The sequence below is a fragment of the Streptomyces sp. NPDC018026 genome (assembly GCF_044327745.1).
GTDB classification, from domain to species: domain Bacteria; phylum Actinomycetota; class Actinomycetes; order Streptomycetales; family Streptomycetaceae; genus Streptomyces; species Streptomyces rubrogriseus.
The window spans coordinates 1,119,834-1,145,538 of sequence record NZ_JBIRFY010000001.1; the positions used below are offsets into that span (position 1 = coordinate 1,119,834).

General features: G+C 71.6%; 24 protein-coding genes and 1 riboswitch. Of the genes, 22 read left to right on the top strand and 2 right to left on the bottom strand.

From position 1 onward, the window contains the following. Positions 1-321 precede the first annotated feature (321 nt). The 20 genes from ACH4D3_RS04560 (at position 322) to ACH4D3_RS04655 (ending at position 21,531) form a co-directional block, all read left to right on the top strand. Positions 322-2,145, top strand: a complete 1,824-nt coding sequence (locus ACH4D3_RS04560; RefSeq protein ID WP_398316230.1) for a DUF5941 domain-containing protein — start codon at positions 322-324, stop codon at positions 2,143-2,145. Next, on the top strand, positions 2,142-2,894 hold the full coding sequence (locus tag ACH4D3_RS04565) for a sugar phosphate nucleotidyltransferase (RefSeq protein WP_398316232.1): 753 nt from the start codon (positions 2,142-2,144) through the stop codon (positions 2,892-2,894). The genes ACH4D3_RS04560 and ACH4D3_RS04565 overlap by 4 nt, the downstream gene beginning before the upstream one ends. Then, positions 2,882-3,943, top strand: a complete 1,062-nt coding sequence (locus tag ACH4D3_RS04570) for an iron-containing alcohol dehydrogenase family protein (protein WP_398316234.1) — start codon at positions 2,882-2,884, stop codon at positions 3,941-3,943. The genes ACH4D3_RS04565 and ACH4D3_RS04570 overlap by 13 nt, the downstream gene beginning before the upstream one ends. Next, the gene (locus ACH4D3_RS04575; protein ID WP_398316236.1) at positions 3,921-4,700 is read left to right on the top strand and encodes a CDP-alcohol phosphatidyltransferase family protein; all 780 of its coding nucleotides are present in this window, start codon (positions 3,921-3,923) and stop codon (positions 4,698-4,700) included. The genes ACH4D3_RS04570 and ACH4D3_RS04575 overlap by 23 nt, the downstream gene beginning before the upstream one ends. Positions 4,701-4,708: 8 nt before the next feature. Next, positions 4,709-5,581 (top strand): glycosyltransferase family 2 protein, encoded by an 873-nt coding sequence (locus ACH4D3_RS04580; RefSeq protein ID WP_398316651.1) that lies wholly within the window; start codon positions 4,709-4,711, stop codon positions 5,579-5,581. Positions 5,582-5,679: 98 nt separating this feature from the next. Beyond that, positions 5,680-6,609 carry an ABC transporter permease gene (locus ACH4D3_RS04585; protein ID WP_398316238.1) on the top strand — a complete coding sequence of 310 codons (930 nt, stop codon included), beginning with the start codon at positions 5,680-5,682 and terminating at the stop codon, positions 6,607-6,609. Then, positions 6,602-7,390 carry an ABC transporter ATP-binding protein gene (locus ACH4D3_RS04590; protein ID WP_398316240.1) on the top strand — a complete coding sequence of 263 codons (789 nt, stop codon included), beginning with the start codon at positions 6,602-6,604 and terminating at the stop codon, positions 7,388-7,390. The genes ACH4D3_RS04585 and ACH4D3_RS04590 overlap by 8 nt, the downstream gene beginning before the upstream one ends. Positions 7,391-7,756: 366 nt before the next feature. After that, positions 7,757-8,668, top strand: coding sequence for a squalene synthase HpnC (hpnC, locus tag ACH4D3_RS04595; protein ID WP_398316242.1), 912 nt, complete (start codon positions 7,757-7,759; stop codon positions 8,666-8,668). Next, positions 8,665-9,615: a presqualene diphosphate synthase HpnD gene (gene hpnD, locus ACH4D3_RS04600; RefSeq protein ID WP_398316244.1), complete on the top strand. Its 951-nt coding sequence runs from the start codon at positions 8,665-8,667 to the stop codon at positions 9,613-9,615. The genes hpnC and hpnD overlap by 4 nt, the downstream gene beginning before the upstream one ends. After that, on the top strand, positions 9,615-9,773 hold the full coding sequence (locus tag ACH4D3_RS04605) for a DUF6380 family protein (protein ID WP_398316246.1): 159 nt from the start codon (positions 9,615-9,617) through the stop codon (positions 9,771-9,773). The genes hpnD and ACH4D3_RS04605 overlap by 1 nt, the downstream gene beginning before the upstream one ends. Beyond that, positions 9,770-11,206 carry a hydroxysqualene dehydroxylase HpnE gene (gene hpnE, locus ACH4D3_RS04610; RefSeq protein ID WP_398316248.1) on the top strand — a complete coding sequence of 479 codons (1,437 nt, stop codon included), beginning with the start codon at positions 9,770-9,772 and terminating at the stop codon, positions 11,204-11,206. Before ACH4D3_RS04605 ends, hpnE begins: the two co-directional genes overlap by 4 nt. 68 nt (positions 11,207-11,274) lie before the next feature. Further along, the gene (locus tag ACH4D3_RS04615) at positions 11,275-12,339 is read left to right on the top strand and encodes a polyprenyl synthetase family protein (protein ID WP_398316653.1); all 1,065 of its coding nucleotides are present in this window, start codon (positions 11,275-11,277) and stop codon (positions 12,337-12,339) included. A 116-nt stretch (positions 12,340-12,455) separates the two neighbouring features. Next, positions 12,456-14,498 (top strand): squalene--hopene cyclase, encoded by a 2,043-nt coding sequence (gene shc / locus ACH4D3_RS04620; protein ID WP_398316250.1) that lies wholly within the window; start codon positions 12,456-12,458, stop codon positions 14,496-14,498. Next, entirely contained in the window at positions 14,498-15,139 is a 642-nt protein-coding gene (locus tag ACH4D3_RS04625) for a 1-hydroxy-2-methyl-2-butenyl 4-diphosphate reductase (RefSeq protein ID WP_398316252.1), read from the top strand. Before shc ends, ACH4D3_RS04625 begins: the two co-directional genes overlap by 1 nt. Before the next feature lie 6 nt (positions 15,140-15,145). After that, positions 15,146-16,168 carry an adenosyl-hopene transferase HpnH gene (gene hpnH, locus ACH4D3_RS04630; protein WP_003972231.1) on the top strand — a complete coding sequence of 341 codons (1,023 nt, stop codon included), beginning with the start codon at positions 15,146-15,148 and terminating at the stop codon, positions 16,166-16,168. A 4-nt stretch (positions 16,169-16,172) separates the two neighbouring features. Continuing rightward, positions 16,173-17,327, top strand: a complete 1,155-nt coding sequence (gene ispG, locus ACH4D3_RS04635; protein WP_382884391.1) for a flavodoxin-dependent (E)-4-hydroxy-3-methylbut-2-enyl-diphosphate synthase — start codon at positions 16,173-16,175, stop codon at positions 17,325-17,327. Between the two features lie 25 nt (positions 17,328-17,352). Then, entirely contained in the window at positions 17,353-19,341 is a 1,989-nt protein-coding gene (dxs, locus tag ACH4D3_RS04640; RefSeq protein ID WP_398316255.1) for a 1-deoxy-D-xylulose-5-phosphate synthase, read from the top strand. Then, positions 19,342-20,727: an aspartate aminotransferase family protein gene (locus tag ACH4D3_RS04645; protein ID WP_398316257.1), complete on the top strand. Its 1,386-nt coding sequence runs from the start codon at positions 19,342-19,344 to the stop codon at positions 20,725-20,727. Between the two features lie 73 nt (positions 20,728-20,800). After that, entirely contained in the window at positions 20,801-21,415 is a 615-nt protein-coding gene (locus tag ACH4D3_RS04650) for a helix-turn-helix domain-containing protein (protein ID WP_398316259.1), read from the top strand. Then, positions 21,412-21,531, top strand: a complete 120-nt coding sequence (locus tag ACH4D3_RS04655; protein ID WP_398316261.1) for a DUF6126 family protein — start codon at positions 21,412-21,414, stop codon at positions 21,529-21,531. The genes ACH4D3_RS04650 and ACH4D3_RS04655 overlap by 4 nt, the downstream gene beginning before the upstream one ends. A 20-nt stretch (positions 21,532-21,551) precedes the next feature. Here ACH4D3_RS04655 and ACH4D3_RS04660 read toward each other — a convergent pair whose 3' ends face one another. Further along, positions 21,552-22,349: a tyrosine-protein phosphatase gene (locus tag ACH4D3_RS04660; RefSeq protein WP_398316263.1), complete on the bottom strand. Its 798-nt coding sequence runs from the start codon at positions 22,347-22,349 to the stop codon at positions 21,552-21,554. 425 nt (positions 22,350-22,774) lie between these two features. Further along, a riboswitch (cyclic di-AMP (ydaO/yuaA leader) is annotated at positions 22,775-22,932 on the top strand. Between the two features lie 4 nt (positions 22,933-22,936). Here ACH4D3_RS04660 and ACH4D3_RS04665 point away from each other — a divergent pair. Then, positions 22,937-23,890, top strand: coding sequence for a peptidoglycan DD-metalloendopeptidase family protein (locus ACH4D3_RS04665; protein WP_398316265.1), 954 nt, complete (start codon positions 22,937-22,939; stop codon positions 23,888-23,890). 221 nt (positions 23,891-24,111) lie between these two features. After that, the gene (locus ACH4D3_RS04670) at positions 24,112-24,897 is read left to right on the top strand and encodes an SGNH/GDSL hydrolase family protein (protein ID WP_398316655.1); all 786 of its coding nucleotides are present in this window, start codon (positions 24,112-24,114) and stop codon (positions 24,895-24,897) included. A 65-nt stretch (positions 24,898-24,962) separates the two neighbouring features. Here ACH4D3_RS04670 and ACH4D3_RS04675 read toward each other — a convergent pair whose 3' ends face one another. After that, the gene (locus tag ACH4D3_RS04675) at positions 24,963-25,586 is read right to left on the bottom strand and encodes a TetR/AcrR family transcriptional regulator (RefSeq protein ID WP_398316267.1); all 624 of its coding nucleotides are present in this window, start codon (positions 25,584-25,586) and stop codon (positions 24,963-24,965) included. Between the last annotated feature and the right edge of the window lie 119 nt (positions 25,587-25,705).

Here is a 25,705-nt window from a genome sequence, read left to right on the forward strand (position 1 = left end):
CGCGGAAGGTGCGGCTTGCGCCATTCGGGGGACCGGCCCGCCGGGGCTCGTCCTGACCCTGTGCGAACAACGGCGGACACTGTGCGATGTCCGCGATGCCCGGTCTGGGAGCGCGGTTTGTCGGGCGGGCCCCGAATCCACGATGATGATCTCGGCAAAGGCGGGAGCAAGTGGCGTCGACCGACCGTCAAACGGGCGGTGAACACGGCGTTCCCGGCATCCGATACCCTCTGCCGACATGCCGCCCGGGTGCCCCAGGCACGGGCGCCCCACCATGCACAGGCCCGGCGTCCAGGCGCCGGCACCAGGGAGTGAGTTCGGTTGCCGACCGCCATCCTCACCGGTCAGCCGGTCCCGGGTTCGTCCATCGAGAGCGAGCTGCGGTCCCTGGGCTTCGACGTGCACCTCGCAGCCGGCGCCGCCGAGACCGAGACCCTCCTCGCCCGGGTCCCCGGCGAGGAGCGGGTCGCCGTCGTCGACGCCCGCTTCGTGGGCCACCCGCACTCGCTGCGCCTCGGCCTCACCGACCCCCGCTTCCCGCTCGCCGCGATCCCGGGCGCCGTGACCGCCCAGCCGGCCGCCCGCCAGACGCTGACCCGCGCGATGGCCCGCGAGAACTCCGCGGGCGGCGGCACCGCCGTGGCCGTCGACAGCCTCGCCGACCGGATCACCGCCGCCCTCGACGCCGACGGCGCCGAGGTGCACCGGCCCGAACTCGGCAGCCTCGTGGCCGCCGTCCCCGCCGACCCGCAGGCCCGCAACGAGGCACGGCAGGCCGTCGCCGCCGTCGACGACGAGGCCGTACGCCTGAAGTCGGCGGTCAAGGCCCGCGACGGCTTCGTCACCACCCACTTCATCAGCCCCTACTCCCGCTACATCGCCCGCTGGTGCGCGCGCCGCGGCCTGACCCCCAACCAGGTCACCACCGCCTCGCTGATCACCGCGCTCATAGCGGCCGGCTGCGCGGCCACCGGCACCCGCGGCGGCTTCGTCGCTGCCGGCGTCCTGCTCATCGCCTCCTTCGTCCTCGACTGCACCGACGGACAGCTCGCCCGGTACTCCCTTCAGTACTCCACGCTCGGTGCCTGGCTCGACGCCACCTTCGACCGGGCCAAGGAGTACGCCTACTACGCGGGCCTCGCCCTCGGAGCGGCCCGCGGTGGCGGCCACGACGACGTATGGGCCCTCGCACTCGGCGCGATGGTGCTCCAGACCTGCCGGCACGTCGTCGACTTCTCCTTCAACGAGGCCAATCACGACGCCTCGGCCAACACCAGCCCCACCGCCGCCCTCTCCGACAAACTCGACAGCGTCGGCTGGACGGTGTGGCTGCGCCGCATGATCGTGCTGCCCATCGGCGAACGCTGGGCCATGATCGCCGTCCTGACCGCGCTCACCACGCCCCGCATCACCTTCTACGCGCTGCTCATCGGCTGTGCGTTCGCCGCGACGTACACCACCGCGGGCCGCGTCCTGCGCTCGCTGACCCGCAGGGCCACCCGCACCGACCGGGCGGCGAAGGCGCTGGCCGACCTCGCCGACTCCGGTCCGCTCGCCGAGGCCGGTGCCAAGGGCCTCGGCGCGGCCGCCCGCCGGCTGCCCGGCTTCACCGCCCCCGCCGTCGCCCTCCTCGGCGGTGCCGCCGTCGTCACCACCGCCGCGCTCACCGACTTCGGCGGCCCCTGGCCGCTCGTCGCCGCGCTCGGGTACGTGCTGACCTCCGCGCTCGCCGTCGCCCGCCCCCTCAAGGGCGCCCTCGACTGGCTGGTCCCCCCGTTCTTCCGGGCCGCCGAGTACCTCACCGTCCTGTTCCTGGCAGCGAAAGCCGACGTGAACGGGGCCCTTCCGGCGGCTTTCGGGCTGGTGGCCGCGGTCGCCTACCATCACTACGACACGGTCTACCGCATCCGTGGCGACGCGGGCGCGCCGCCGCAGTGGCTGGTGCGGACGGTCGGGGGGCACGAGGGCCGCACGCTGGTGGTCGCCCTGCTGGCCGTGCTCCTCACCGCCACACAGTTCAAGGTCGCGCTCACGGTCCTCGCCGTGGTTGTGGCACTCGTGGTGCTCGTCGAGAGCATCCGCTTCTGGGTCGCCGCCCACCAGGTCGGCGCACCCGCCGTACACGACGAAGGAGAACCCGCATGATCGGCCTCGTGCTGGCGGCCGGCGCCGGACGCCGTCTGCGCCCCTACACCGACACCCTGCCCAAGGCACTGGTCCCGGTCGGCCCCGAGGGCGCGGAGGACAGCATCACGGTCCTCGACCTGACGCTGGCGAACTTCGCCGAGGTCGGCCTCACCGAGGTCGGGATCATCGTCGGCTACCGCAAGGAGGCCGTGTACGACCGCCAGGCGGAGCTGGAGCAGAAGTACGGCGTCAAGCTCACCCTCATCGACAACGACAAGGCCGAGGAGTGGAACAACGCCTACTCCCTGTGGTGCGGCCGTGACGCCCTCAAGGACGGCGTGATCCTCGCCAACGGCGACACCGTGCACCCGGTCTCCGTCGAGAAGACCCTGCTCGCCGCCCGCGGCGACGGCAAGAAGATCATCCTCGCCCTCGACACGGTGAAGAACCTCGCCGACGAGGAGATGAAGGTCGTCGTGGACCCCGACAAGGGCGTCCGGCGCATCACCAAGCTGATGGACCCGGCCGAGGCGACCGGCGAGTACATCGGCGTCACCCTCATCGAGGGCGAGGCCGCCGCGGAGCTGGCCGACGCGCTGAGGACCACCTTCGAGCGCGACCCGCAGCTCTACTACGAGGACGGCTACCAGGAGCTGGTCAACCGCGGCTTCAAGGTCGACGTGGCGCCGATCGGCGACGTCAAGTGGGTCGAGATCGACAACCACGACGACCTCGCCAAGGGCAGGGAGATCGCGTGCCAGTACTGACGAGGCTCATCCCGTCGCCGGTCGTCGTGGACATCCGCGCGGGCGCCCTCGACGACCTGGGATGCGTACTCGCCGACGAGCGCATCTCCCACTCGGGCAAGCTCGCCGTCGCCGTCAGCGGCGGCTCCGGCGCCCGGCTGCGCGACCGCGTCGCCCCGTCCCTGCCCGGCGCCGACTGGTTCGAGGTCGCGGGCGGCACCCTGGACGACGCGATCAAGCTGGCCGGCGCCATGAAGGGCGGCCACTACGACGCGGTCGTCGGCCTCGGCGGCGGCAAGATCATCGACTGTGCCAAGTTCGCGGCGGCGCGCGTCGGCCTCCCGCTGGTCGCCGTGCCGACCAACCTCGCGCACGACGGACTGTGCTCGCCGGTCGCCACCCTCGACAACGACGCGGGCCGCGGCTCCTACGGTGTGCCGAACCCGATCGCCGTCGTCATCGACCTGGACGTCATCCGCGCGGCACCGGCCCGCTTCGTACGCGCCGGCATCGGCGACGCCGTCTCCAACGTCTCCGCGATCGCGGACTGGGAGCTGGCCAACCGGGTCAAGGGCGAGCGGATCGACGGCCTGGCCGCCGCGATGGCCCGCCAGGCCGGTGAGGCCGTCCTGCGCCACCCCGGCGGCATCGGCGACAACGACTTCCTCCAGGTGCTCGCCGAGGCGCTGGTGCTCAGCGGCATCGCCATGTCGGTCTCCGGCGACTCGCGGCCCTCCTCGGGCGCCTGCCACGAGATCAACCACGCCTTCGACCTGCTCTTCCCCGAGCGCGCGGCCGCCCACGGCGAGCAGTGCGGCCTGGGCGCGGCCTTCGCGATGTACCTGCGCGGGGCCCACGAGGAGTCCGCCAACATGGCCCGGGTCCTGCGGCGGCACGGGCTGCCGGTCCTGCCCGAGGAGATCGGGTTCACGCCCGAGGAGTTCTTCCGGGCCGTGGAGTTCGCCCCCCAGACGCGGCCCGGCCGCTACACGATCCTCGAGCACCTCGACCTCACCACCGACCAGATCAAGGACCTGTACGCCGACTATGTCAAGGCCATCGGTAGCTGAACTACGCCCGGTCGTCCATCCCGCGGGGGTCAAGGACCGGCGCAGCGGTGAGCACTGGGCGGGACGCCTCTACATGCGCGAGGTCTCGCTGCGGATCGACCGCTACCTGGTGAACACCAGGATCACGCCCAACCAGCTCACGTACCTGATGACCGTCTGCGGCGTGCTGGCGGCCCCGGCGCTGCTCGTGCCGGGCATCTGGGGCGCCGTGCTCGGCGTGGTCGCGGTCCAGCTGTACCTGCTCCTCGACTGCGTCGACGGTGAGATCGCGCGCTGGCGCAAGCAGTACTCGCTCGGCGGCGTCTACCTGGACCGGGTCGGCGCCTACCTGACCGACGCCGCGGTCCTGGTCGGCCTCGGCATGCGCGCCGCCGACATCTGGGGCACCGGACGCATCGACTGGCTGTGGGCCTTCCTCGGCACCCTGGCCGCGCTCGGCGCCATCCTGATCAAGGCCGAGACGGACCTGGTGGGCGTCGCCCGGCACCAGAACGGGATGCCGCCGGTCAAGGAGGCCGCCTCCGAGATCCGTTCCTCCGGCATGGCGCTGGCCCGCCGGGCCGCCGGCGCGCTCAAGTTCCACCGGCTGATCCTGGGCATCGAGGCCTCCCTGCTGATCCTGGTCCTCGCGATCGTCGACCAGGCGCGCGGCGACCTGTTCTTCACCCGCCTCGGCACCGCCGTGCTCGCCGGCATCGCGCTGCTGCAGACCCTGCTGCACCTGGTGTCCGTCCTCGCCTCCAGCAGGCTGAAGTGAGCGCGCCCGTGAAGGTCGGCGCCGTCGTCATCACGATGGGCAACCGCCCCGAGGAGCTGCGTGCCCTGCTCGACTCGGTCGCGGGGCAGGACGGCGACCCGGTCGAGGTGGTCGTGGTCGGCAACGGCTCGCCCGTCCCGGAGGTGCCCGAAGGCGTGCGCACCGTCGAGCTGCCCGAGAACCTGGGCATCCCCGGCGGCCGCAACGTCGGCATCGAGGCCTTCGGCCCCGGCGGCGGCGACGTCGACATCCTGCTCTTCCTCGACGACGACGGCCTGCTCGCCCGCACCGACACCGCCGAGCTGTGCCGCGAGGCGTTCGCGGCCGACGACGAGCTGGGCATCATCAGCTTCCGCATCGCCGACCCGGACACCGGCGAGACCCAGCGCCGGCACGTCCCGCGGCTGCGCGCCTCCGACCCGATGCGCTCCTCCCGGGTCACCACCTTCCTCGGCGGCGCCAACGCGGTGCGCACCCGCGTCCTCACCCAGGTCGGCGGCTTGCCGGACGCCTTCTTCTACGCCCACGAGGAGACGGACCTGGCCTGGCGGGCCCTCGACGCGGGCTGGATGATCGACTACCGGTCCGACATGGTGCTGAACCACCCCACGACCGCGCCGTCCCGGCACGCGGTCTACCACCGCATGGTCGCCCGCAACCGCGTGTGGCTGGCCCGCCGCAACCTCCCCGCCCTGCTGGTCCCGGTCTACCTCGGCGTCTGGATGGCCCTCACGCTGCTGCGCCGGCCGTCGCGACCCGCGCTGAAGGCCTGGTTCGGCGGCTTCCGCGAGGGCTGGGCCACCCCGTGCGGTCCCCGCCGGCCCATGCGGTGGCGTACGGTGTGGCGCCTGACCCGGCTGGGCCGCCCCCCGGTGATCTGACAAGCTCGTACCCGAGAGTGTTCCGGCCCCGCACGGGGCCACCAGGTCCATGCCAGGCCCGCGCGGCCGAGCATTTTCGAAGACGAAAGTTTCCACCAGTGAGTGAGACAACGCACGACGGCACGGTCGCCATGACCAAGCCCGTGTCGCCCGACGAGGGCCTCACACCGGCCCGGCTCGCCGCCAAGTACGGGCTGTCCGTGAGCGGCGCCCGACCGAGCCTCAGGGAGTACGTCCGTCAGCTCTGGGGGCGGCGGCACTTCATCCTCGCCTTCTCCCAGGCGAAGCTGACCGCCCAGTACAGCCAGGCCAAGCTCGGCCAGCTGTGGCAGGTGGCCACGCCGCTGCTGAACGCGCTCGTCTACTTCCTGATCTTCGGCCTGATCCTCAACGCGGGCCGGGGCATGGAGAAGGACGTCTACATCCCGTTCCTGGTCACCGGTGTGTTCGTCTTCACCTTCACCCAGTCCTCGGCGATGGCGGGGGTGCGCGCCATCGCCGGCAACCTCGGGCTGGTGCGGGCGCTGCACTTCCCGCGGGCCTCGCTGCCGGTCTCCTTCGCGCTGCAGCAGCTCCAGCAGCTGCTGGCCTCCATGATCGTGCTGTTCGCGGTGGTCATCGGCTTCGGCAGCTACCCCTCGCTGTCCTGGCTGCTGACCGTGCCGGTCCTGGTCCTGCAGTTCCTCTTCAACGTGGGCCTCGCGCTGGTCGTGGCCAGGATGGGCGCCAAGACGCCGGACCTGGCCCAGCTGATGCCGTTCATCATGCGGACCTGGATGTACGCGTCGGGCGTCATGTTCTCCATCCCGATCATGCTGGAGGACAAGCCGGCCTGGATCGCGGACGTGCTCCAGTGGAACCCGACCGCCGTCTACATGGACCTGATGCGCTTCGCGCTGATCGACGGGTACGGCTCCGAGAACCTGCCGCCGCACGTGTGGGCGGTCGCGCTCGGCTGGGCCGTGGTCCTCGCCGTGGGCGGCTTCGTGTACTTCTGGAAGGCGGAGGAGAGGTACGGCCGTGGCTGAACAGCAGCAGGACCAGCGGGTGCCGACGGTCATCGCGGACGAGGTGCACATCGTCTACCGCGTCAACGGCGCCAGGACCGGCAAGGGCAGCGCGACGGCCGCCCTCAGCCGCATGCTCAAGAAGGGCTCCGACGACGCGAAGCGGGGGGTGCGCAAGGTGCACGCCGTGCGCGGCGTCTCCTTCACCGCCTACCGGGGCGAGGCCATCGGCCTGATCGGCTCCAACGGCTCCGGCAAGTCGACCCTGCTGCGGGCCATCGCCGGGCTGCTGCCCGCCGAGCGCGGCAAGGTCTACACGGACGGGCAGCCCTCCCTGCTCGGCGTGAACGCGGCCCTGATGAACGACCTGACCGGCGAGCGGAACGTCATCCTCGGCGGCCTGGCCATGGGCATGTCCCGCGAGCAGATCAAGGAGCGCTACCAGGAGATCGTCGACTTCTCCGGGATCAACGAGAAGGGCGACTTCATCACCCTGCCGATGCGCACGTACTCCTCCGGCATGGCCGCCCGGCTGCGGTTCTCCATCGCCGCCGCCAAGGACCACGACGTGCTGATGATCGACGAGGCGCTGGCCACCGGCGACCGCAAGTTCCAGACCCGCTCCGAGGAGCGCATCCGGGAGCTGAAGAAGCAGGCCGGCACCATCTTCCTGGTCAGCCACAACAACAAGTCCATCCGTGACACCTGCAACCGGGTCCTGTGGCTGGAACGCGGCGAACTGCGCATGGACGGCCCGACCGACGAGGTGCTCAAGGAGTACGAGAAGTTCACGGGCCGCTAGGCCCTAGTCCGACACGCCAGGGCCTCGCCGGAACTGTTCCGGCGAGGCCCCGCGTCTGCAAAGGAAGCGTCAACTCCTGGCTTTCTCAGGAATCTTGAAGTCAATCGGTGTGTTGTTGTGATGCGCTGTGCACCCCGGCGCACGCCCGTGAGTTGTACAACGTAAGCTGTACCGGTCCCGAAACGCGGCACATGGGGCGATAATGCCCGACACCCTGGAGCGGGCCTGCCGCGCGGGTGGCGGGGCGGCGTGTCCGAAATAGTGTGTATTGGGTCGGCAGTGTAGAACGGGAGATGTGACGGCAATGGCTACGGAAACTCCCCAGCTCCGCGAAGCGTGCGCCGTCCCCGCCCAGGGCAGCCCGCGATGACGGTCACCGACACGGCGCACGCCGTCGACCCGGAGCGCGGCACCCTCGCCAAGGCCGCGGACGAGAACTTCCCCGTCGCCCCCTTCTTCCTGCCCCGCGCCTGGCGCACCGACCTCATGGCCGTCTACGGCTTCGCCCGCCTCGTCGACGACATCGGCGACGGCGACCTCGCCCCGGGCGGAGCGGACGCCCGCCTGCTCGGTGTCCCCGAGGGCCGCGCCGACGACCGGCTGCTGATGCTGGACGCCTTCGAGGCGGACCTGCGTCGTGTCTTCGACGGCTCCGACGGTTCGCCCCGCCACCCGCTGCTGCGCCGTCTGGTGCCCACCGTGCGCCGCCGCGCGCTGACCCCCGAGCCCTTCCTCGGCCTGATCGCCGCCAACCGCCAGGACCAGCTGGTCGCACGGTACGAGACCTACGACGACCTCCTCGCCTACTGCGAGCTGTCCGCCAACCCCGTCGGCCGTCTCGTCCTCGCCGTCACCGGCACCTCGACCCCCGAACGGATCCGCCGCTCCGACGAGATCTGCACCGCCCTGCAGATCGTCGAGCACCTCCAGGACGTCGCCGAGGACCTCGCACGGGACCGGATCTACCTGCCCGCCGAGGACATGAAGCGCTTCCACGTCCAGGAGACGGACCTCGCCGCGCCCAGCGCGAACGCCTCCGTGCGCGCACTGATCGCCTACGAGGCCGCCCGCGCCCGCGACCTGCTGAATGAAGGTGCCCCCCTGGTGGGTAGCGTCCACGGCAGGCTGCGACTGCTCCTCGCGGGCTTCGTGGCGGGTGGCAGGGCGGCGCTGAACGCGATCGCCGCGGCGGATCACGACGTACTTCCCGGCCCGCCCAAGTCAGGCAAGGTCCACTTGCTGCGCGAGGCGGGCGTGGTCCTGCGAGGAGAGGGGTGATCGGGTCCGTGGAGTCGTCAGCGAACATGCCGGCACCGGTGCTCGCCGCCTACAGCTACTGCGAGGCCGTCACCGGTCAGCAGGCACGCAACTTCGCCTACGGCATCCGGCTGCTGCCCACGCCCAAGCGGCGGGCGATGTCCGCGCTGTACGCGTTCTCGCGCCGGGTCGACGACATCGGCGACGGGGTGCTGGCGGACGACGTCAAGGCCGCCCGGCTGGACGAGACCCGGGCCGTGCTCGCCCGGATCCAGGACGGCGCGGTCGACGAGGACGACACCGACCCGGTCGCCGTCGCCCTCGCCGACGCCGCCCGGCGGTTTCCCATCCCGCTCGGCGGCCTCGACGAGTTGATCGACGGCGTCCAGATGGACCTGCGCGGCGAGACCTACGAGACCTGGGACGACCTGAAGGTCTACTGCCGCTGCGTGGCGGGCGCCATCGGACGCCTCTCGCTCGGCGTGTTCGGCACCGAACCGGGGGCGCGCGGCGCCGAGCGCGCGCCCGAGTACGCCGACACGCTCGGTCTCGCGCTGCAGCTCACCAACATCCTGCGCGACGTCCGGGAGGACGCCGAGGGCGGGCGTACCTACCTGCCCGCCGACGACCTGGCCAAGTTCGGCTGCTCGGCCGGGTTCGACGGGCCGACCCCACCCGAGGGCTCCGACTTCGCGGGCCTCGTGCACTTCGAAGTGCGTCGGGCCCGCGCCCTTTTCGCCGAGGGCTACCGGCTGCTGCCCATGCTCGACCGGCGCAGCGGCGCCTGCGTGGCCGCCATGGCCGGGATCTACCGCCGTCTCCTGGACCGCATCGAGCGCGACCCCGAGGCCGTACTGCGCGGCCGGGTCTCCCTGCCGGGACGCGAGAAGGCGTACGTCGCCGTGCGCGGCCTGTCCGGCCTCGACGCCCGGCACGTCACCCGGCGGACCGTCAGGAGGCGCGCCTGATGGACACACCGGGCACACTCGACACCCGGGACCCGCACAAAACCGGCGGCGGGCGGCGGCGGGCAACCCTGCGGTGGCGGTCGGCGTCCCTGACTGAGACGGTCAGCCGTACGCCGTTCAAACACCGCGGCGGCCGGACAGGGAAGGGCGCACCATGACGCAGGGCAAGGGCACGCGCGAGGGCGGAGTGCTCGCGGACGTCTCGGCCCTCGGCCCCGGCGGGCATGCCGTCGTGGTCGGCGGCGGACTCGCGGGGGTCACCACCGCGCTGGCACTGGCGGACGCCGGTGTGCGCGTCACCCTGCTCGAAGGGCGCCCCCGGCTCGGCGGGCTCGCCTTCTCCTTCCAGCGCGGCGACCTCACCGTCGACAACGGCCAGCACGTGTACCTGCGCTGCTGCACCGCCTACCGGTGGTTCCTCGACCGGATCGGCGGAGCCGCGCTCGCACCGGTGCAGGAACGTCTCGACGTGCCCGTGGTCGACCTGGCGAGGACCGAGGGCAACCGGCTCGGCAGACTGCGGCGCGACGCGCTGCCCGTCCCCCTGCATCTGGGGCGCAGCCTGGCGACCTACCCGCACCTCTCCCTCGCCGAACGCGCCTCGGTGGGGCGCGCCGCGCTCGCGCTCAAGGGGCTCGACCTCGCCGATCCGAGCCTGGACACCCAGGACTTCGGCAGCTGGCTGACCGCGCACGGTCAGTCGGCGCGTGCCGTCGAGGCCCTGTGGGACCTGGTCGGGGTCGCCACCCTCAACGCGGTCGCGGGCGACGCCTCGCTGGGGCTCGCCGCGATGGTGTTCAAGACCGGTCTGCTGTCCGACCCGGGAGCGGCCGACATCGGGTGGGCCCGTGTCCCGCTGGGCGAACTGCACGACCGGCTGGCCCGCAAGGCGCTCGACTCCGCGGGCGTCCGTACCGAGGTCCGTACACGCGTCACCTCCGTCTCCGTAAACGAGAACGGAGGCTGGAGCGTTCAGGTTCCCGGCGAGACGCTCGAAGCGGACGCCGTCGTCCTCGCCGTACCCCAGCGCGAGGCCCACGACCTGCTGCCGGACGGTGCGCTGGACGCCCCGGAAAATCTTCTGCGGATCGGCACCGCGCCGATCCTCAACATCCACGTGATCTACGACCGCAAGGTGCTCGCCACGCCGTTCCTCACGGCCCTGGGCACCCCGGTCCAGTGGGTGTTCGACCGCACCGACGCCTCCGGGCTGAAGGAGGGTCAATACCTGGCGCTGTCCCAGTCGACCGCGCAGAACGACATCGACGAGCCCGTGGCCGTACTGCGCGAGCGGTACCTGCCCGAACTGGAGCGGCTGCTGCCGCGCACCCGGGGTGCCGAGGTGAAGGACTTCTTCGTGACCAGGGAGCGCACCGCCACGTTCGCCCCCGCCCCCGGCGTCGGCCGTCTGCGGCCCGGCGCCCGCACCAAGGCACCCGGCCTCTACCTGGCCGGAGCGTGGACCGCCACCGGGTGGCCCGCGACCATGGAGAGTGCGGTTCGCAGCGGCGTCGGGGCGGCGGCCGCCGCGCTCGGCGCCCTGGGCCGGTCCCGCGGCCTCCTTCCCGATTTCTTCGAGGAGGCGGCGTGAAAGCCGATCCGCGCGGGACCGGCTCCCGCACTCCCGGCACCGCAACTGGAGGAAAGACTGTGCCCACTGTGCCCCCGGCCCCGAAGGCCGATCGACGGACCACGGTGGACGTGACCGCGCTTCTGGAGCGCGGCCGGACCCTGGCCACGCCTGTCCTGAGGGCCGCGGTCGACCGCCTGGCCCCTCCCATGGACACCGTCGCCGCCTACCACTTCGGCTGGATCGACGCCCAGGGCAACCCCGCGGACGGCGATGGCGGCAAGGCCGTCCGCCCCGCGCTCGCCGTGCTCTCCGCCGAGGTCACCGGCGCCGCGCCCGAGGTCGGCGTGCCCGGCGCGGTGGCCGTGGAACTGGTCCACAACTTCTCCCTCCTGCACGACGACCTGATGGACGGCGACGAGCAGCGCCGCCACCGCGACACCGTCTGGAAGGTGCACGGCCCCGCCCAGGCCATCCTGGTCGGCGACGCCCTGTTCGCCCTGGCCAACGAGGTGCTGCTCGAACTGGGCACCGTCGAGGCCGGGCGGGCCACCCGCCGTCTGACCAAGGCCAGCCGCTCCCTGATCGACGGCCAGGCCCAGGACATCTCCTACGAGCACCGCGACCGCGTCAGCGTCGAGGAGTGCCTGGAGATGGAGGGCAACAAGACCGGCGCCCTGCTCGCCTGCGCCAGCTCCGTCGGAGCGGTGCTCGGCGGCGCCGACGAACACACCGCCGACACCCTCGAGAAGTACGGCTACCACCTCGGTCTCGCCTTCCAGGCCGTCGACGACCTGCTCGGCATCTGGGGCGACCCGGACGCCACCGGCAAGCAGACCTGGAGCGACCTGCGCCAGCGCAAGAAGTCGCTGCCGGTCGTCGCCGCCCTCGCGGCCGGCGGGCCCGCCTCCGAGCGGCTCGGCGAGATCCTCACGGCCGACGCCAAGGCCAGCGACTTCGCGAACTTCTCCGAGGAGGAGTTCGCGGCCCGCGCCGCCCTCATCGAGGAAGCGGGCGGGCGGGAGTGGACCGCCGACGAGGCGCGTCGCCAGCACACCATCGCCATCGAAGCCCTCGACGCCGTCGACATGCCCGACCGGGTGCGGGACCGGTTCACGGCACTCGCGGACTTCGTCGTCGTACGAAAGAGATGATCATTATCGGTCGAATAGCCCTCGCGTAGTCGCCGGCCGGTGCCGTGGAGACACGAGCACCGGCCGACGGCGGACCCAGCAGACGCACCACATGCACACTGCACGAAGGGGAAGCCATGACAGCGACGACCGACGGAAGCACCGGAGCCTCCCTGCGGCCCCTGGCAGCCTCGGCCAGCGACACCGACATCACGATCCCCGCCGCGGCGGCCGGGGTACCCGAAGCCGCCGCCCGCGCCACCCGGCGTGCCACCGACTTCCTGCTCGCCAAGCAGGACGCCGAGGGCTGGTGGAAGGGCGACCTCGAGACGAACGTCACGATGGACGCCGAGGACCTGCTCCTGCGTCAGTTCCTGGGCATCCAGGACGAGGAGACCACCCGCGCCGCCGCGCTGTTCATCCGCGGCGAGCAGCGCGAGGACGGCACCTGGGCCACCTTCTACGGCGGCCCCGGCGAACTGTCCACCACCATCGAGGCCTACGTCGCCCTCCGGCTGGCCGGAGACTCGCCAGACGCGCCCCACATGACGCGGGCCGCCGAGTGGATCAGGTCCCGCGGCGGCATCGCCTCGGCCCGCGTCTTCACCCGGATCTGGCTGGCCCTGTTCGGCTGGTGGAAGTGGGACGACCTGCCCGAACTCCCGCCGGAGCTCATCTACTTCCCCACCTGGGTCCCGCTCAACATCTACGACTTCGGCTGCTGGGCCCGGCAGACCATCGTGCCGCTCACCATCGTCTCCGCGAAGCGTCCGGTGCGTCCCGCGCCGTTCCCGCTGGACGAACTGCACACCGACCCGGTCCGCCCCAACCCGCCGCGCCCCCTGGCCCCGGCGGCCAGCTGGGACGGCGCCTTCCAGCGCATCGACAAGGCCCTGCACGCCTACCGCAAGGTCGCCCCGCGCCGGCTGCGCCGGGCCGCGATGAACAGCGCCGCCCGCTGGATCATCGAGCGGCAGGAGAACGACGGCTGCTGGGGCGGCATCCAGCCCCCGGCCGTCTATTCGGTCATCGCCCTCTACCTGCTCGGCTACGACCTCGAACACCCCGTGATGCGCGCGGGCCTGGAGTCGCTGGACCGCTTCGCCGTGTGGCGCGAGGACGGCGCCCGGATGATCGAGGCCTGCCAGTCCCCGGTCTGGGACACCTGCCTGGCCACCATCGCGCTGGCCGACGCGGGCGTCCCCGAGGACCACCCGCAGCTGGTGAAGGCCTCGGACTGGATGCTCGGCGAGCAGATCGTGCGCCCCGGCGACTGGTCGGTGAAGCGCCCCGGACTGCCGCCCGGCGGCTGGGCGTTCGAGTTCCACAACGACAACTACCCCGACATCGACGACACCGCCGAGGTGGTCCTCGCCCTGCGCCGGGTCAGGCATCACGACCCGGAGCGGGTGGAGAAGGCGATCGGGCGCGGGGTGCGCTGGAACCTCGGCATGCAGTCGAAGAACGGCGCCTGGGGCGCCTTCGACGTCGACAACACCAGTGCCTTCCCCAACCGGCTGCCGTTCTGCGACTTCGGCGAGGTCATCGACCCGCCGTCCGCCGACGTCACCGCGCACGTGGTCGAGATGCTCGCCGTCGAGGGCCTCGCCCACGACCCGCGCACCCGCCGCGGCATCCAGTGGCTGCTCGACGCCCAGGAATCGGACGGCTCGTGGTTCGGCCGCTGGGGCGTCAACTACGTCTACGGCACCGGTTCCGTGATCCCCGCGCTGACCGCGGCCGGACTGCCCACCTCGCACCCGGCCATCCGCCGGGCGGTGCGCTGGCTGGAGTCCGTCCAGAACGAGGACGGCGGCTGGGGCGAGGACCTGCGCTCCTACCGCTACGTCCGGGAGTGGAGCGGCCGGGGCGCCTCGACCGCCTCGCAGACCGGCTGGGCGCTGATGGCCCTGCTGGCGGCGGGGGAGCGGGACTCCAAGGCCGTCGAGCGCGGCGTCGAATGGCTCGCGGCCACCCAGCGGGAGGACGGCTCCTGGGACGAGCCGTACTTCACGGGTACCGGTTTCCCGTGGGACTTCTCCATCAACTACAACCTCTACCGCCAGGTCTTCCCGCTCACCGCGCTGGGCCGGTACGTCCACGGGGAGCCCTTCGCCAAGAAGTCCCGCGCGGCCGAGGCCCCCGCCGCAGCCGCCCCGGCCGAGGTGAAGGGCAGCTGATGACCCCGCAGACCGGCCCGTCCCCGCTGCTGATCGCCTGTGCGCTCGGCATCGAGCACCTCGCCCTGCGCACCGGCGACCGCGCCGGCGCCGGCGGGCCGGTCACCGTCCTGCGCACCGGCATGGGCCCCAAGGCGGCCGAACGCTCCGTCACCCGGGTCCTCGCCGACCCGGCGCTCGACGGCGCCGCCGTGCTCGCCACGGGCTTCTGCGCCGGACTCTCGCCCGGCATGCACCCCGGTGACGTGGTCGTCGCCGAGGAGACCCGGGACCCGCGCGCCACCGTCCCCTGCGTCGCGACCGACCGGCTCGTCAAGGAACTCGCGCGAGCCGTCCCGGGGCGCACCGTCCACACCGGGCCGCTGACCGGCTCGGACCACGTCGTCCGCGGCCCCGAACGCGCCGACCTGCTCGCGACCGGCGCGATCGCCGTGGACATGGAGTCCGCGGCCACGCTCCTCAGCGCCGTCCGCACCGGCCCGCGCCCGGTTGCGGCCGTCCGGGTGGTCGTCGACGCTCCAGAACACGAACTCGTCCGGATCGGCACCGTGCGCGGTGGAATATCTGCTTTCCGCGTTCTTCGATCCGTTCTTCCCGCATTTTTCGAATGGCACCGTTCTTTGTTGCTTCCCCGGAGGTGAGCCCAGATGGCCATGCCGCTGCGCCAGTCCATCAAGGTCGCTACATACCTGGCCGAACAGAAGATTCGCCGACGGGACAAGTTCCCGCTCATCGTGGAGTTGGAACCGCTCTTCGCCTGCAACCTGGCGTGCGAGGGATGCGGCAAGATCCAGCACCCCGCCGGTGTGCTCAAGCAGCGCATGCCGGTCGCGCAGGCCGTCGGGGCGGTGCTGGAATCGGGCGCGCCGATGGTCTCCATCGCCGGTGGCGAGCCCCTGATGCACCCGCAGATCGACGAGATCGTGCGGCAGTTGGTGGCCAAGCGGAAGTACGTCTTCCTCTGCACCAACGCCATGCTCATGCGCAAGAAGATGGACAAGTTCAAGCCCTCGCCGTACTTCGCCTTCGCGGTGCACATCGACGGCCTGCGCGAGCGGCACGACGAGTCCGTGGCGAAGGAGGGCGTGTTCGACGAGGCCGTGGAGGCCATCAAGGAGGCCAAGCGGCGCGGCTTCAGGGTGACCACCAACTCGACCTTTTTCAACACCGACACCCCGCAGACCATCGTCGAGGTGCTCAACTTCCTCAACGACGACCTCAAGGTCGACGAGATGATGATCTCGCCCGCCTACGCCTACGAGAAGGCACCCGACCAGGAGCACTTCCTGGGCGTGGAGCAGACCCGCGAGCTGTTCAAGAAGGCCTTCTCCGGCGGCAACCGGGCCCGCTGGCGGCTCAACCACTCCCCGCTGTTCCTCGACTTCCTGGAGGGCAAGGTCGACTTCCCGTGCACCGCGTGGGCGATCCCGAACTACTCCCTCTTCGGCTGGCAGCGCCCCTGCTACCTGATGAGCGACGGCTACGTCCCCACGTACCGGGAGCTGATCGAGAAGACCGACTGGGACAAGTACGGCCGCGGCAAGGACCCGCGCTGCGACAACTGCATGGCGCACTGCGGCTACGAACCCACCGCCGTCCTGGCCACCATGGGCTCCCTCAAGGAGTCCCTGCGCGCCATGCGGGAGACGGTCTCCGGGAACCGGGAGTGACGTCGTGACCGCCATCCCCTTGGGGCTCCCCGGGGTACCGGTCCGGCCGATCGCCGAGCGGCGCGTGTCGCGGCGGATCCAGGTCGGGCCGGTGGCGGTCGGGGGCGGGGCCCCGGTGTCGGTGCAGTCGATGACGACGACCCGCACGTCCGACATCGGGGCGACGCTCCAGCAGATCGCCGAGCTGACGGCGTCCGGCTGCCAGATCGTCCGGGTGGCCTGCCCCACCCAGGACGACGCCGACGCGCTGCCCGTCATCGCCAGGAAGTCGCAGATCCCGGTGATCGCGGACATCCACTTCCAGCCCAAGTACGTCTTCGCCGCGATCGAGGCGGGCTGCGCGGCGGTCCGGGTGAACCCGGGCAACATCAAGAAGTTCGACGACCAGGTCAGGGAGATCGCGAAGGCGGCCCGCGACCACGGCACCCCGATCCGCATCGGTGTGAACGCGGGCTCGCTGGACCGGCGGCTGCTCCAGAAGTACGGCAGGGCCACTCCCGAGGCGCTGGCGGAGTCCGCGCTGTGGGAGGCCTCGCTCTTCGAGGAGCACGACTTCCGGGACATCAAGATCTCGGTCAAGCACAACGACCCGGTCGTGATGGTCGAGGCCTACCGGCAACTCGCCGCCCAGTGCGACTACCCGCTGCACCTGGGGGTGACGGAGGCCGGGCCCGCGTTCCAGGGCACGATCAAGTCGGCCGTCGCCTTCGGCGCGCTGCTCTCGCAGGGCATCGGCGACACCATCCGGGTGTCGCTGAGCGCGCCGCCGGTCGAGGAGGTCAAGGTCGGCATCCAGATCCTCCAGTCGCTGGGGCTCAGGGAACGCCGGCTGGAGATCGTCTCCTGCCCGTCCTGCGGCCGCGCCCAGGTCGACGTCTACAAGCTGGCCGAGGAGGTCACCGCCGGTCTGGAGGGCATGGAGGTGCCGCTGCGCGTGGCCGTCATGGGCTGCGTCGTCAACGGCCCCGGCGAGGCCCGCGAGGCCGACCTCGGCGTCGCCTCCGGCAACGGCAAGGGGCAGATCTTCGTCAAGGGCGAAGTCGTCAAGACCGTGCCCGAGTCGAAGATCGTGGAGACCCTCATCGAGGAGGCGATGAGGATCGCGGAGCAGATGGAGAAGGACGGCGCCTCGGGGGCGCCGGCCGTCACCGTGAGCTGAAACGCGGACCGAAGGGGGCCCGAGCGTGACGATTCTGGAGAACATCCGGGGACCACGCGACCTGAAGTCGCTGTCCGAGGCGGAACTCGGTGAACTGTCCGACGAGATACGTGACTTCCTGGTGCACGCGGTCGCCCGCACCGGCGGCCACCTCGGACCCAACCTCGGCGTGGTGGAACTCACCGTCGCCCTGCACCGGGTCTTCGAGTCGCCGGACGACCGCATCCTGTGGGACACCGGCCACCAGAGCTACGTACACAAACTCCTGACCGGGCGTCAGGACTTCTCCAAGCTGCGGAGCAAGGGCGGCCTGTCCGGCTATCCCTCGCGCGAGGAGTCCGAGCACGACGTCATCGAGAACAGCCACGCCTCCACCGTCCTCGGCTGGGCCGACGGCCTCGCCAAGGCCCGCCAGGTGCGGGGGGAGCGCAGCCACGTCGTCGCCGTCATCGGTGACGGCGCGCTCACCGGCGGCATGGCCTGGGAGGCGCTGAACAACATCGCGGCGGCCAGGGACCGGCCGCTGATCATCGTCGTCAACGACAACGAACGCTCGTACGCCCCGACCATCGGCGGCCTCGCCAACCACCTCGCGACCCTGCGCACCACCGACAGCTACGAGCGTGCCCTGGCCTGGGGCAAGGACGTGCTCCAGCGCACGCCCGTGGTCGGCAACACCGTCTACGAGGCCCTGCACGGCGCCAAGAAGGGCTTCAAGGACGCCTTCGCCCCGCAGGGCCTCTTCGAGGACCTCGGGCTGAAGTACCTCGGCCCGATCGACGGGCACGACATCGGCGCCGTCGAGTCGGCACTGCGGCGTGCGAAACGCTTCCACGGACCGGTGCTGGTGCACTGCCTCACCGAGAAGGGGCGCGGCTACGAACCCGCCCTGCGCGACGAGGAGGACCACTTCCACACGGTCGGCGTGATGGACCCCCTCACCTGCGAGCCGCTCAGCCCGGCGGGCGGGCCCTCCTGGACCTCGGTGTTCGGGGAGGAGATCGTCCGGATCGGCGGGGAGCGCGAGGACGTGGTGGCGATCACCGCGGCCATGCTGCACCCGGTCGGCCTGGCGCCCTTCGCCGCGCGCTTCCCCGACCGGGTCTGGGACGTCGGCATCGCCGAGCAGCACGCCGCCGTGTCCGCCGCCGGTCTCGCCACCGGCGGACTGCACCCGGTCGTCGCCGTCTACGCCACCTTCCTCAACCGCGCCTTCGACCAGCTCCTCATGGACGTGGCCCTGCACCGCTGCGGCGTCACCTTCGTGCTGGACCGGGCCGGCGTCACCGGCGTCGACGGGGCCTCGCACAACGGCATGTGGGACATGTCCGTGCTCCAGGTCGTCCCCGGGCTGCGGATCGCCGCGCCGCGCGACGCCGACCAGCTGCGCGCCCAGCTGCGCGAGGCGGTCGCCGTGGACGACGCGCCGACAGTGCTGCGCTTCCCGAAGGAGTCCGTCGGCCCCGCCGTACCCGCCGTCGACCGGATCGGCGGCCTGGACGTCCTGCACGCCGCGGACCGGCCCGAGGTGCTGCTCGTGGCGGTGGGCGTGATGGCACCCGTCTGCCTCGGTGCCGCCGAACTCCTTGAGGCCCGCGGCATCGGCTGCACCGTCGTCGACCCGCGCTGGGTCAAGCCCGTCGACCCGGCGCTCGCACCGCTCGCGGCCCGGCACCGGCTGGTGGCCGTGGTCGAGGACAACAGCCGGGCCGCCGGCGTCGGTTCCGCGGTGGCGCTGGCGCTCGGCGACGCCGAGGTCGACGTCCCCGTACGCCGCTTCGGCATCCCCGAGCAGTTCCTCGCGCACGCCAAGCGCGCCGAGGTGCTCGCGGACATCGGCCTCACCCCGGTCGACGTCGCCGGCCGGATCGCCGCGAGCCTGGCCCTCGCCGAACCGGCCGTGGACCGGGCGGCGGAACCGGCAGTGGAACAGCCCGGCGACCGAAGGGTGTCCGGCGACGGCCGGATGTCCGGCGACGGACGGATCGTCATGCCAGCGCAAGGAGAGAACTGAATGACCAAGGAGTTCGACCTCGCCGCGCTCTTGGCCGAGCGCGGGGCCGAGCGGTACGAGCTGCACGCCAAGCACCTCAACCACCAGCTGCCGCGCATGCTGCACACCATCGGCTTCGACAAGGTCTACGAGCGTGCCGAGGGCGCGCACTTCTGGGACGCGGACGGCAACGACTACCTGGACATGCTCGCCGGGTTCGCGGTGATGGGCCTCGGCCGTCACCATCCGGTCGTCCGCAAGGCGCTGCACGACGTGCTCGACGCCTCGCTCGCCGACCTGACCCGCTTCGACTGCCCGCCGCTGCCGGGCCTGCTGGCCGAGAAACTGCTCTCCTACAGCCCGCACCTGGACCGCGTCTTCTTCGGCAACAGCGGCACCGAGGCCGTCGAGACCGCGCTGAAGTTCGCCCGGTACGCGACCGGCAGACAGCGGATCCTGTACTGCTCGCACGCCTTCCACGGACTGACCACCGGCTCTCTCTCCGTCAACGGCGAGGACGGCTTCCGCAAGGGCTTCGCGCCGCTGCTGCCCGACACCGCCGTCCCACTCGGCGACCTGGACGCCCTGGCGCGGGAGCTGAGGAAGGGCGACGTGGCCGCCCTGATCGTGGAGCCGGTCCAGGGCAAGGGCGTGCACGAGGCCCCGCCCGGCTACCTGCTCGCCGCGCAGGAGCTGCTGCACCGGCACAAGGCGCTGCTGATCGCGGACGAGGTGCAGACGGGCCTCGGCCGCACCGGCAAGTTCTACGCCTACCAGCACTCGGACGGGGTGGAGCCCGACCTGGTCTGCGTGGCCAAGGCGCTGTCCGGCGGATACGTGCCGTTGGGGGCCACCCTGGGCAAGGACTGGATCTTCCAGAAGGTGTACTCCTCGATGGACCGCGTGCAGGTCCACTCGGCGAGCTTCGGGTCCAACGCACAGGCCATGGCCGCCGGGCTCGCGGTGCTGTCGGTGATGGAGAACGAGGAGATCGTCGCGAACGCCGCCGCGGTGGGGGAGCGGCTGAAGTCCCGGCTCGCGGAGCTGGTGGACCGCTACGAGCTGCTCGCCGACGTCCGGGGCCGCGGACTGATGATCGGCATCGAGTTCGGCCGGCCCAGGTCCCTGAAGCTGCGCAGCCGCTGGACGATGCTGCAGGCGGCGCGGAAGGGACTGTTCGCGCAGATGGTGGTCGTGCCGCTGCTGCAACGGCACCGGATCCTGACCCAGGTGTCCGGCGACCACCTGGAGGTGATCAAGCTGATCCCGCCGCTGATCGTCGACACCGACGACGCCGACCGGTTCGTCGACGCCTTCACGGAGGTGATGGAGGACGCGCACAATGGCGGTGGCCTGATGTGGGACTTCGGGAAGACCCTGGTCAAGCAGGCGGTGGCCAACCGCTGAGCGCACCCTCCGGCGTCTTTGCCTCAGAGGCAAGGAATTTGCCTGGTGGGCAAGATTCGGGCTGAATGGAGGCATGAGCTCCTCCGAGACCGGCCCCGCCGAGGGGACGGTCGCCGCCGTCGCGCCCCAGCTGCGTGAGCTGCGGCGGCGGGCCGTCCTCACCCTGGAGGCCGCGGCCCGCGCCGCAGGGCTCTCGCCCGCCCACCTCTCCCGGCTGGAGACCGGGCAGCGCCAGCCCTCGCTGCCGATGCTGCTCTCCCTGGCCCGGGTCTACGGTACGACCGTCGCCGAGCTGCTGGGCGAGACGGCCGCCGACCGGGACGCCGTCGTGCGCGCCGCCGACATGGAACCCACCGCCGCGGGCGGCTGGACGTACTGGCGGGCCGGAGCCCCGGGCCGCGGCATGCAGGCCCTGCGCGTCCAGGTTCCGTACGGCTCCCAGGGCGACGTCGTGCGGGTGCACCCCGGTGAGGAGTGGCTGCACGTCTTGCGGGGCCGGCTGCGACTGCGCCTCGGGGACACCGAGCACCGGCTCACCGCGGGGGACAGCGCCCACTTCGACTCGATGACCCCGCACCGGATCGCCGCGCAGGACCCCGACGGGGTCGAGCTGCTGTTCGTCCACACCCTGCTGCAGAGCCCGACGGCCGCCCTGTGCCTCGGCCCGACCCCTGGAGAGACGCCATGAGCACCATGCAGGAGAAGTTCCCGCGCGCCCTGTGGGTGCGGCTGGTCATCTACATCGCCCTGGGGCACGTCTTCGGCGGCTTCCTCTACCTGCTGTTCGAGGTGGGCGCCAAGTAGCGCCGCCACGGGCGGGTGGCTCAGTCCAGCATCCGCTCGCGCAGCCGCTCCCGGGTCCCGGGAGTGAGCCGCAGGCCCTGCTCCAGGTAGGCGTCGACGCCGCCCCACGTCTCCTCGACGGTCTCGAAGGCCGCCGCCAGGTACTCGGCGCGCGCGTCGAACAGCGGACCGAGCAGCTCCATGACCTCGGGGGAGTAGGCGGAGGCGGCGGAGCCGCTGCGGCGCACCTTGTAGCGGCGGTGCGCGGCGTTCGACTTCAGGTAGTCCTCGACGACGGCCTCGCGCTCGACACCCAGGGCGAGCAGGGTGACGGCGATCGACAGGCCCGCGCGGTCCTTCCCGGCGGCGCAGTGCATCAAGGCCGGGACGCTGTCCTCGGCGAGCGCGTGCAGGATGCGGGAGTGCTCCGCGGTGCGCTCCGTGACGATCGCGCGGTAGGAGGCGATCATCCGGTCCGCGGCCCTGCCGTCGGCCAGGATCCCGCGCAGCTGGTCGAGGTCGCCGTCGCGGACCATCTTCCAGAACTCGGCGCCGTCGGCCGGGTCGCTCAGCGGCAGGTTCACATTGCGCACGCCCGGCAGGTCGACGTCCGGGCCCTCCAGCTTCTGGTCGGCCGCGTTGCGGAAGTCGAAGATCGTGTGCAGGCCCAGCGAGGCCAGGAACGCGGCGTCCTCCCCGGTGGCGTGAGCCAGGTGACCGCTGCGGAACAGCACCCCCTGCCGCACCCGCCGCCCGTCCACGGTGGGCAGTCCGCCCACGTCCCGGAAGTTGCGCACACCGGTCAGCTCGGGTTCGGTCGACGGGACCTGCTGCGTCACGGGGGCTCCTCCCACTCCGCCCCGCCGCCGCTGCTCGCCGGCGGGCTCCACCCGACGATACGGCATCACCTGTGCGCGAAATGGCGCCCCGAGGCATATTCCGCTCCAATAAGAGCCTTCTGTCCGAATTGGCGGCCTTGATGACAAGTGGCCCTGAAATGGCGGAGGGTGAATGAGAGGCGCGTGAGCAGCGTCATATCCGTGACCGTGCGTTGCCCGTCATGTTCACGTAATTCAAGTGTTTCTCAAGGGGCTTCAAGTAAAAGCGCGCGGTGGAAATCGACGCAGGGTTACCGGATATTCCCGTAAAGGATCAATCGGAACACCTGTCGGGGCAACCCCTCGCTTGTCCCTGTGCGTCTTGGTCCCTTACGTTCACCACCGATCCGGACGGACGCCTAATCCTGCCGCCGACCGGAGCCCGCACTCATCGACCACCCGTACACGGCAGGAGCGGGGGACCCACAGGTAGAACTGCCTGTTCCGGTTCCCGGAACGGCTTGGGGTAAAGCCGCGTTTCGGCGCGGCCGGGCATCTCCAGCCCGCACCCGACAGCTCACCTCGCAGGCGCCGGAGAGGAATTCGCCATGCCCGCGAAGGGTAAGCACCGCCGTACCAGGGCCATGCGCCTGACCCGCACCATCGCCGTCGCCGGGACCGGTGGCGCCGCGCTCGCGCTCCCGCTGATGGGTGCCGCCGCCGCCAACGCCGCCCCCGCGCACTCCGTTTCCGAGCAGGCCGTGCAGTCCGTTCCGGCGTCGGCCAAGAAGGCCGCCGCCGAGAAGAACTCCGACTCGCACACCTACACCGTGAAGAGCGGCGACTACCTCTCGAAGATCGCCGACGAGCAGGACGTCGACGGCGGCTGGAAGAAGCTCTACGCGGACAACCGCGAGGCCGTCGGTTCCGACCCGTCGCTGATCCACCCCGGCCTCAAGCTCTCGATCGGCGGCCAGGCCGCCAAGTCGTCGGCGCCGTCCTCCGCGCAGTCGCAGAAGCCCGCGCAGAAGTCCGCCGAGAAGCCTGCCGAGAAGTCCGTCGAGAAGTCCGCCGCCGCGAAGCCGGCCGAGAAGTCGACGGATGCCGAGAAGGCCTCCTCCTCGGACACCGGCAGCCAGTCCACGGGCACCACCAGCGGCTACACCTCCCCCGTCGCGGGCGGCACCGTCGGCACCCCGTACCACCAGTCCGGCAGCATGTGGTCCAGCGGCTACCACACCGGCACCGACTTCGTCGTCCCGACCGGCACCTCCCTCAAGGCCGTCGGCGCGGGCACCGTCGTCTCCGCCGGCTGGGGCGGCGCGTACGGCAACCAGGTCGTCATCCAGCTCGCCGACGGCCACTACGCCCAGTACGCCCACCTCTCCTCGCTCTCCGTCTCCGCCGGTCAGTCGGTGACGGCGGGTCAGCAGGTCGGCCTCTCGGGTGCCACCGGCAACGTGACCGGCCCGCACCTGCACTTCGAGATCCGCACCACGCCGGACTACGGCTCGGACATCGACCCGCTGGCGTTCCTGCGCTCGCACGGCGTCTCCGTCTGACGACCGGTTCCGCCGCGCGGCCTCCGCGCCCCGAAGGCCGGACCCCGATCCCCGGGTCCGGCCTTCGGTGTGTCCGGACCCGGCGTATTCCGGAATTGACGAATACTTTAGGCGTGGCCTTTCTCACCGCCCGTCAATCCCTTCCTACGGTCGCGTAGGTCACATTCCAGGGTGAATCATGGGCCGATGTGGCAGACGATTCGAAGAGTGACAGCAGAGCAGTGATCGGGTCGTACGTGGCGGTGGGGGACAGCTTCACCGAGGGCGTCGGCGACCACGGCCCCGACGGGGCGTTCGTCGGCTGGGCCGACCGGCTCGCCGTACTGCTCGCGGACCGGCGCCCCGAGGGCGACTTCACGTACACGAACCTCGCCGTGCGCGGCAGGCTCCTCGACCAGATCGTGGCGGAACAGCTCCCGCGGGTCGTCGGACTCGCGCCGGACCTCGTCTCGTTCGCGGCCGGCGGCAACGACATCCTGCGGCCCGGCACCGATCCCGACGAGGTCGCCGAGCGGTTCGAGCTGGCGGTGGCCGCGCTGACCGCCGCGGCCGGAACCGTCCTGGTGACCACCGGGTTCGACACCCGCGGGGTGCCCGTCCTCAAGCACCTGCGCGGCAAGATCGCCACGTACAACGGGCACGTCCGCGCCATCGCCGACCGCTACGGCTGCCCGGTGCTCGACCTGTGGTCGCTGCGGAGCGTCCAGGACCGCAGGGCGTGGGACGCCGACCGGCTGCACCTGTCGCCGGAGGGGCACACCCGGGTGGCGCTGCGCGCGGGGCAGGCCCTGGGCCTGCGCGTCCCGGCCGACCCGGACCAGCCCTGGTCGCCCCTGCCGCCGCGCGGCACGCTCGACGTACGGCGCGACGACGTGCACTGGGCGCGCGAGTACCTGGTGCCGTGGATCGGGCGCCGGCTGCGGGGCGAGTCGTCGGGCGACCACGTGACGGCCAAGGGGACGCTGTCGCCGGACGACATCAAGACGCGGATCGCCTCGGTGGCCTGACGCGACGGCCGGTGCTGTCCCGGCGCGGGGGCGGTGCACCGGCGGGGCCGGTGTCCCGGCGGGCGCTAACGCCGCGTCGTCGCTGTCAACGCCGCCCGCTCCAGGCCCAGTTCCCGGGCAAGGGCGTCGTCCACCCACTCCTGCGCCCGGGCCCGCGAGACCGTGCCCGTGTACGAGGTGAGCTGCACCGCCAGCCCGTCCAGCAACGCGGTCAGCCGCAGGGCCGCGGCGTCCGGCTCGGGACAGGAGAACTCACCGGCGGCCACCCCCTCGGCGATGACCCCGGCGATCGCCGCCTTCCACTGGCGGTCCAGCTCGCGCGTGACCTCCCGCAGCGCGGGCTCGCGCGGCGCCGCCGCCCAGCCCTCGATCCACAGCCGCCAGCCCTTGGCCGGCCCGGTCGGCGCGTACCACCGCACGGCCGCCCGCAGACGGCGCAGCGCCGACGTACGACGGGCGAGCAGCCCCCGCAGATGGGCCAGGTCGTCCTCGGCGGCATGCGTGAACGCGGCGGCGACCAGGCGCTCCTTCGTGGAGAAGTGATAGAGCACCAGGGCGTTGCTGACGCCGAGCGCCGCGGCCACGTCGGCGATCCGCAACGCCGCCACGCCCCGCGCCGATATCTGCTCGATGGCGGCGCCCAGCAGCTCCTCGCGCCGCTCCGCCACGCTCAACCGCACTCTCCCCACGCACGTCACCCTATACAGGCACCAGGACCTGCGCCGACGCGCTTCCAGATCGCGGCGGCCCGGGGGAACACGGATGTCACATCCGTCGTTCGAGGTGACGTAGGACGAGACGAACACAA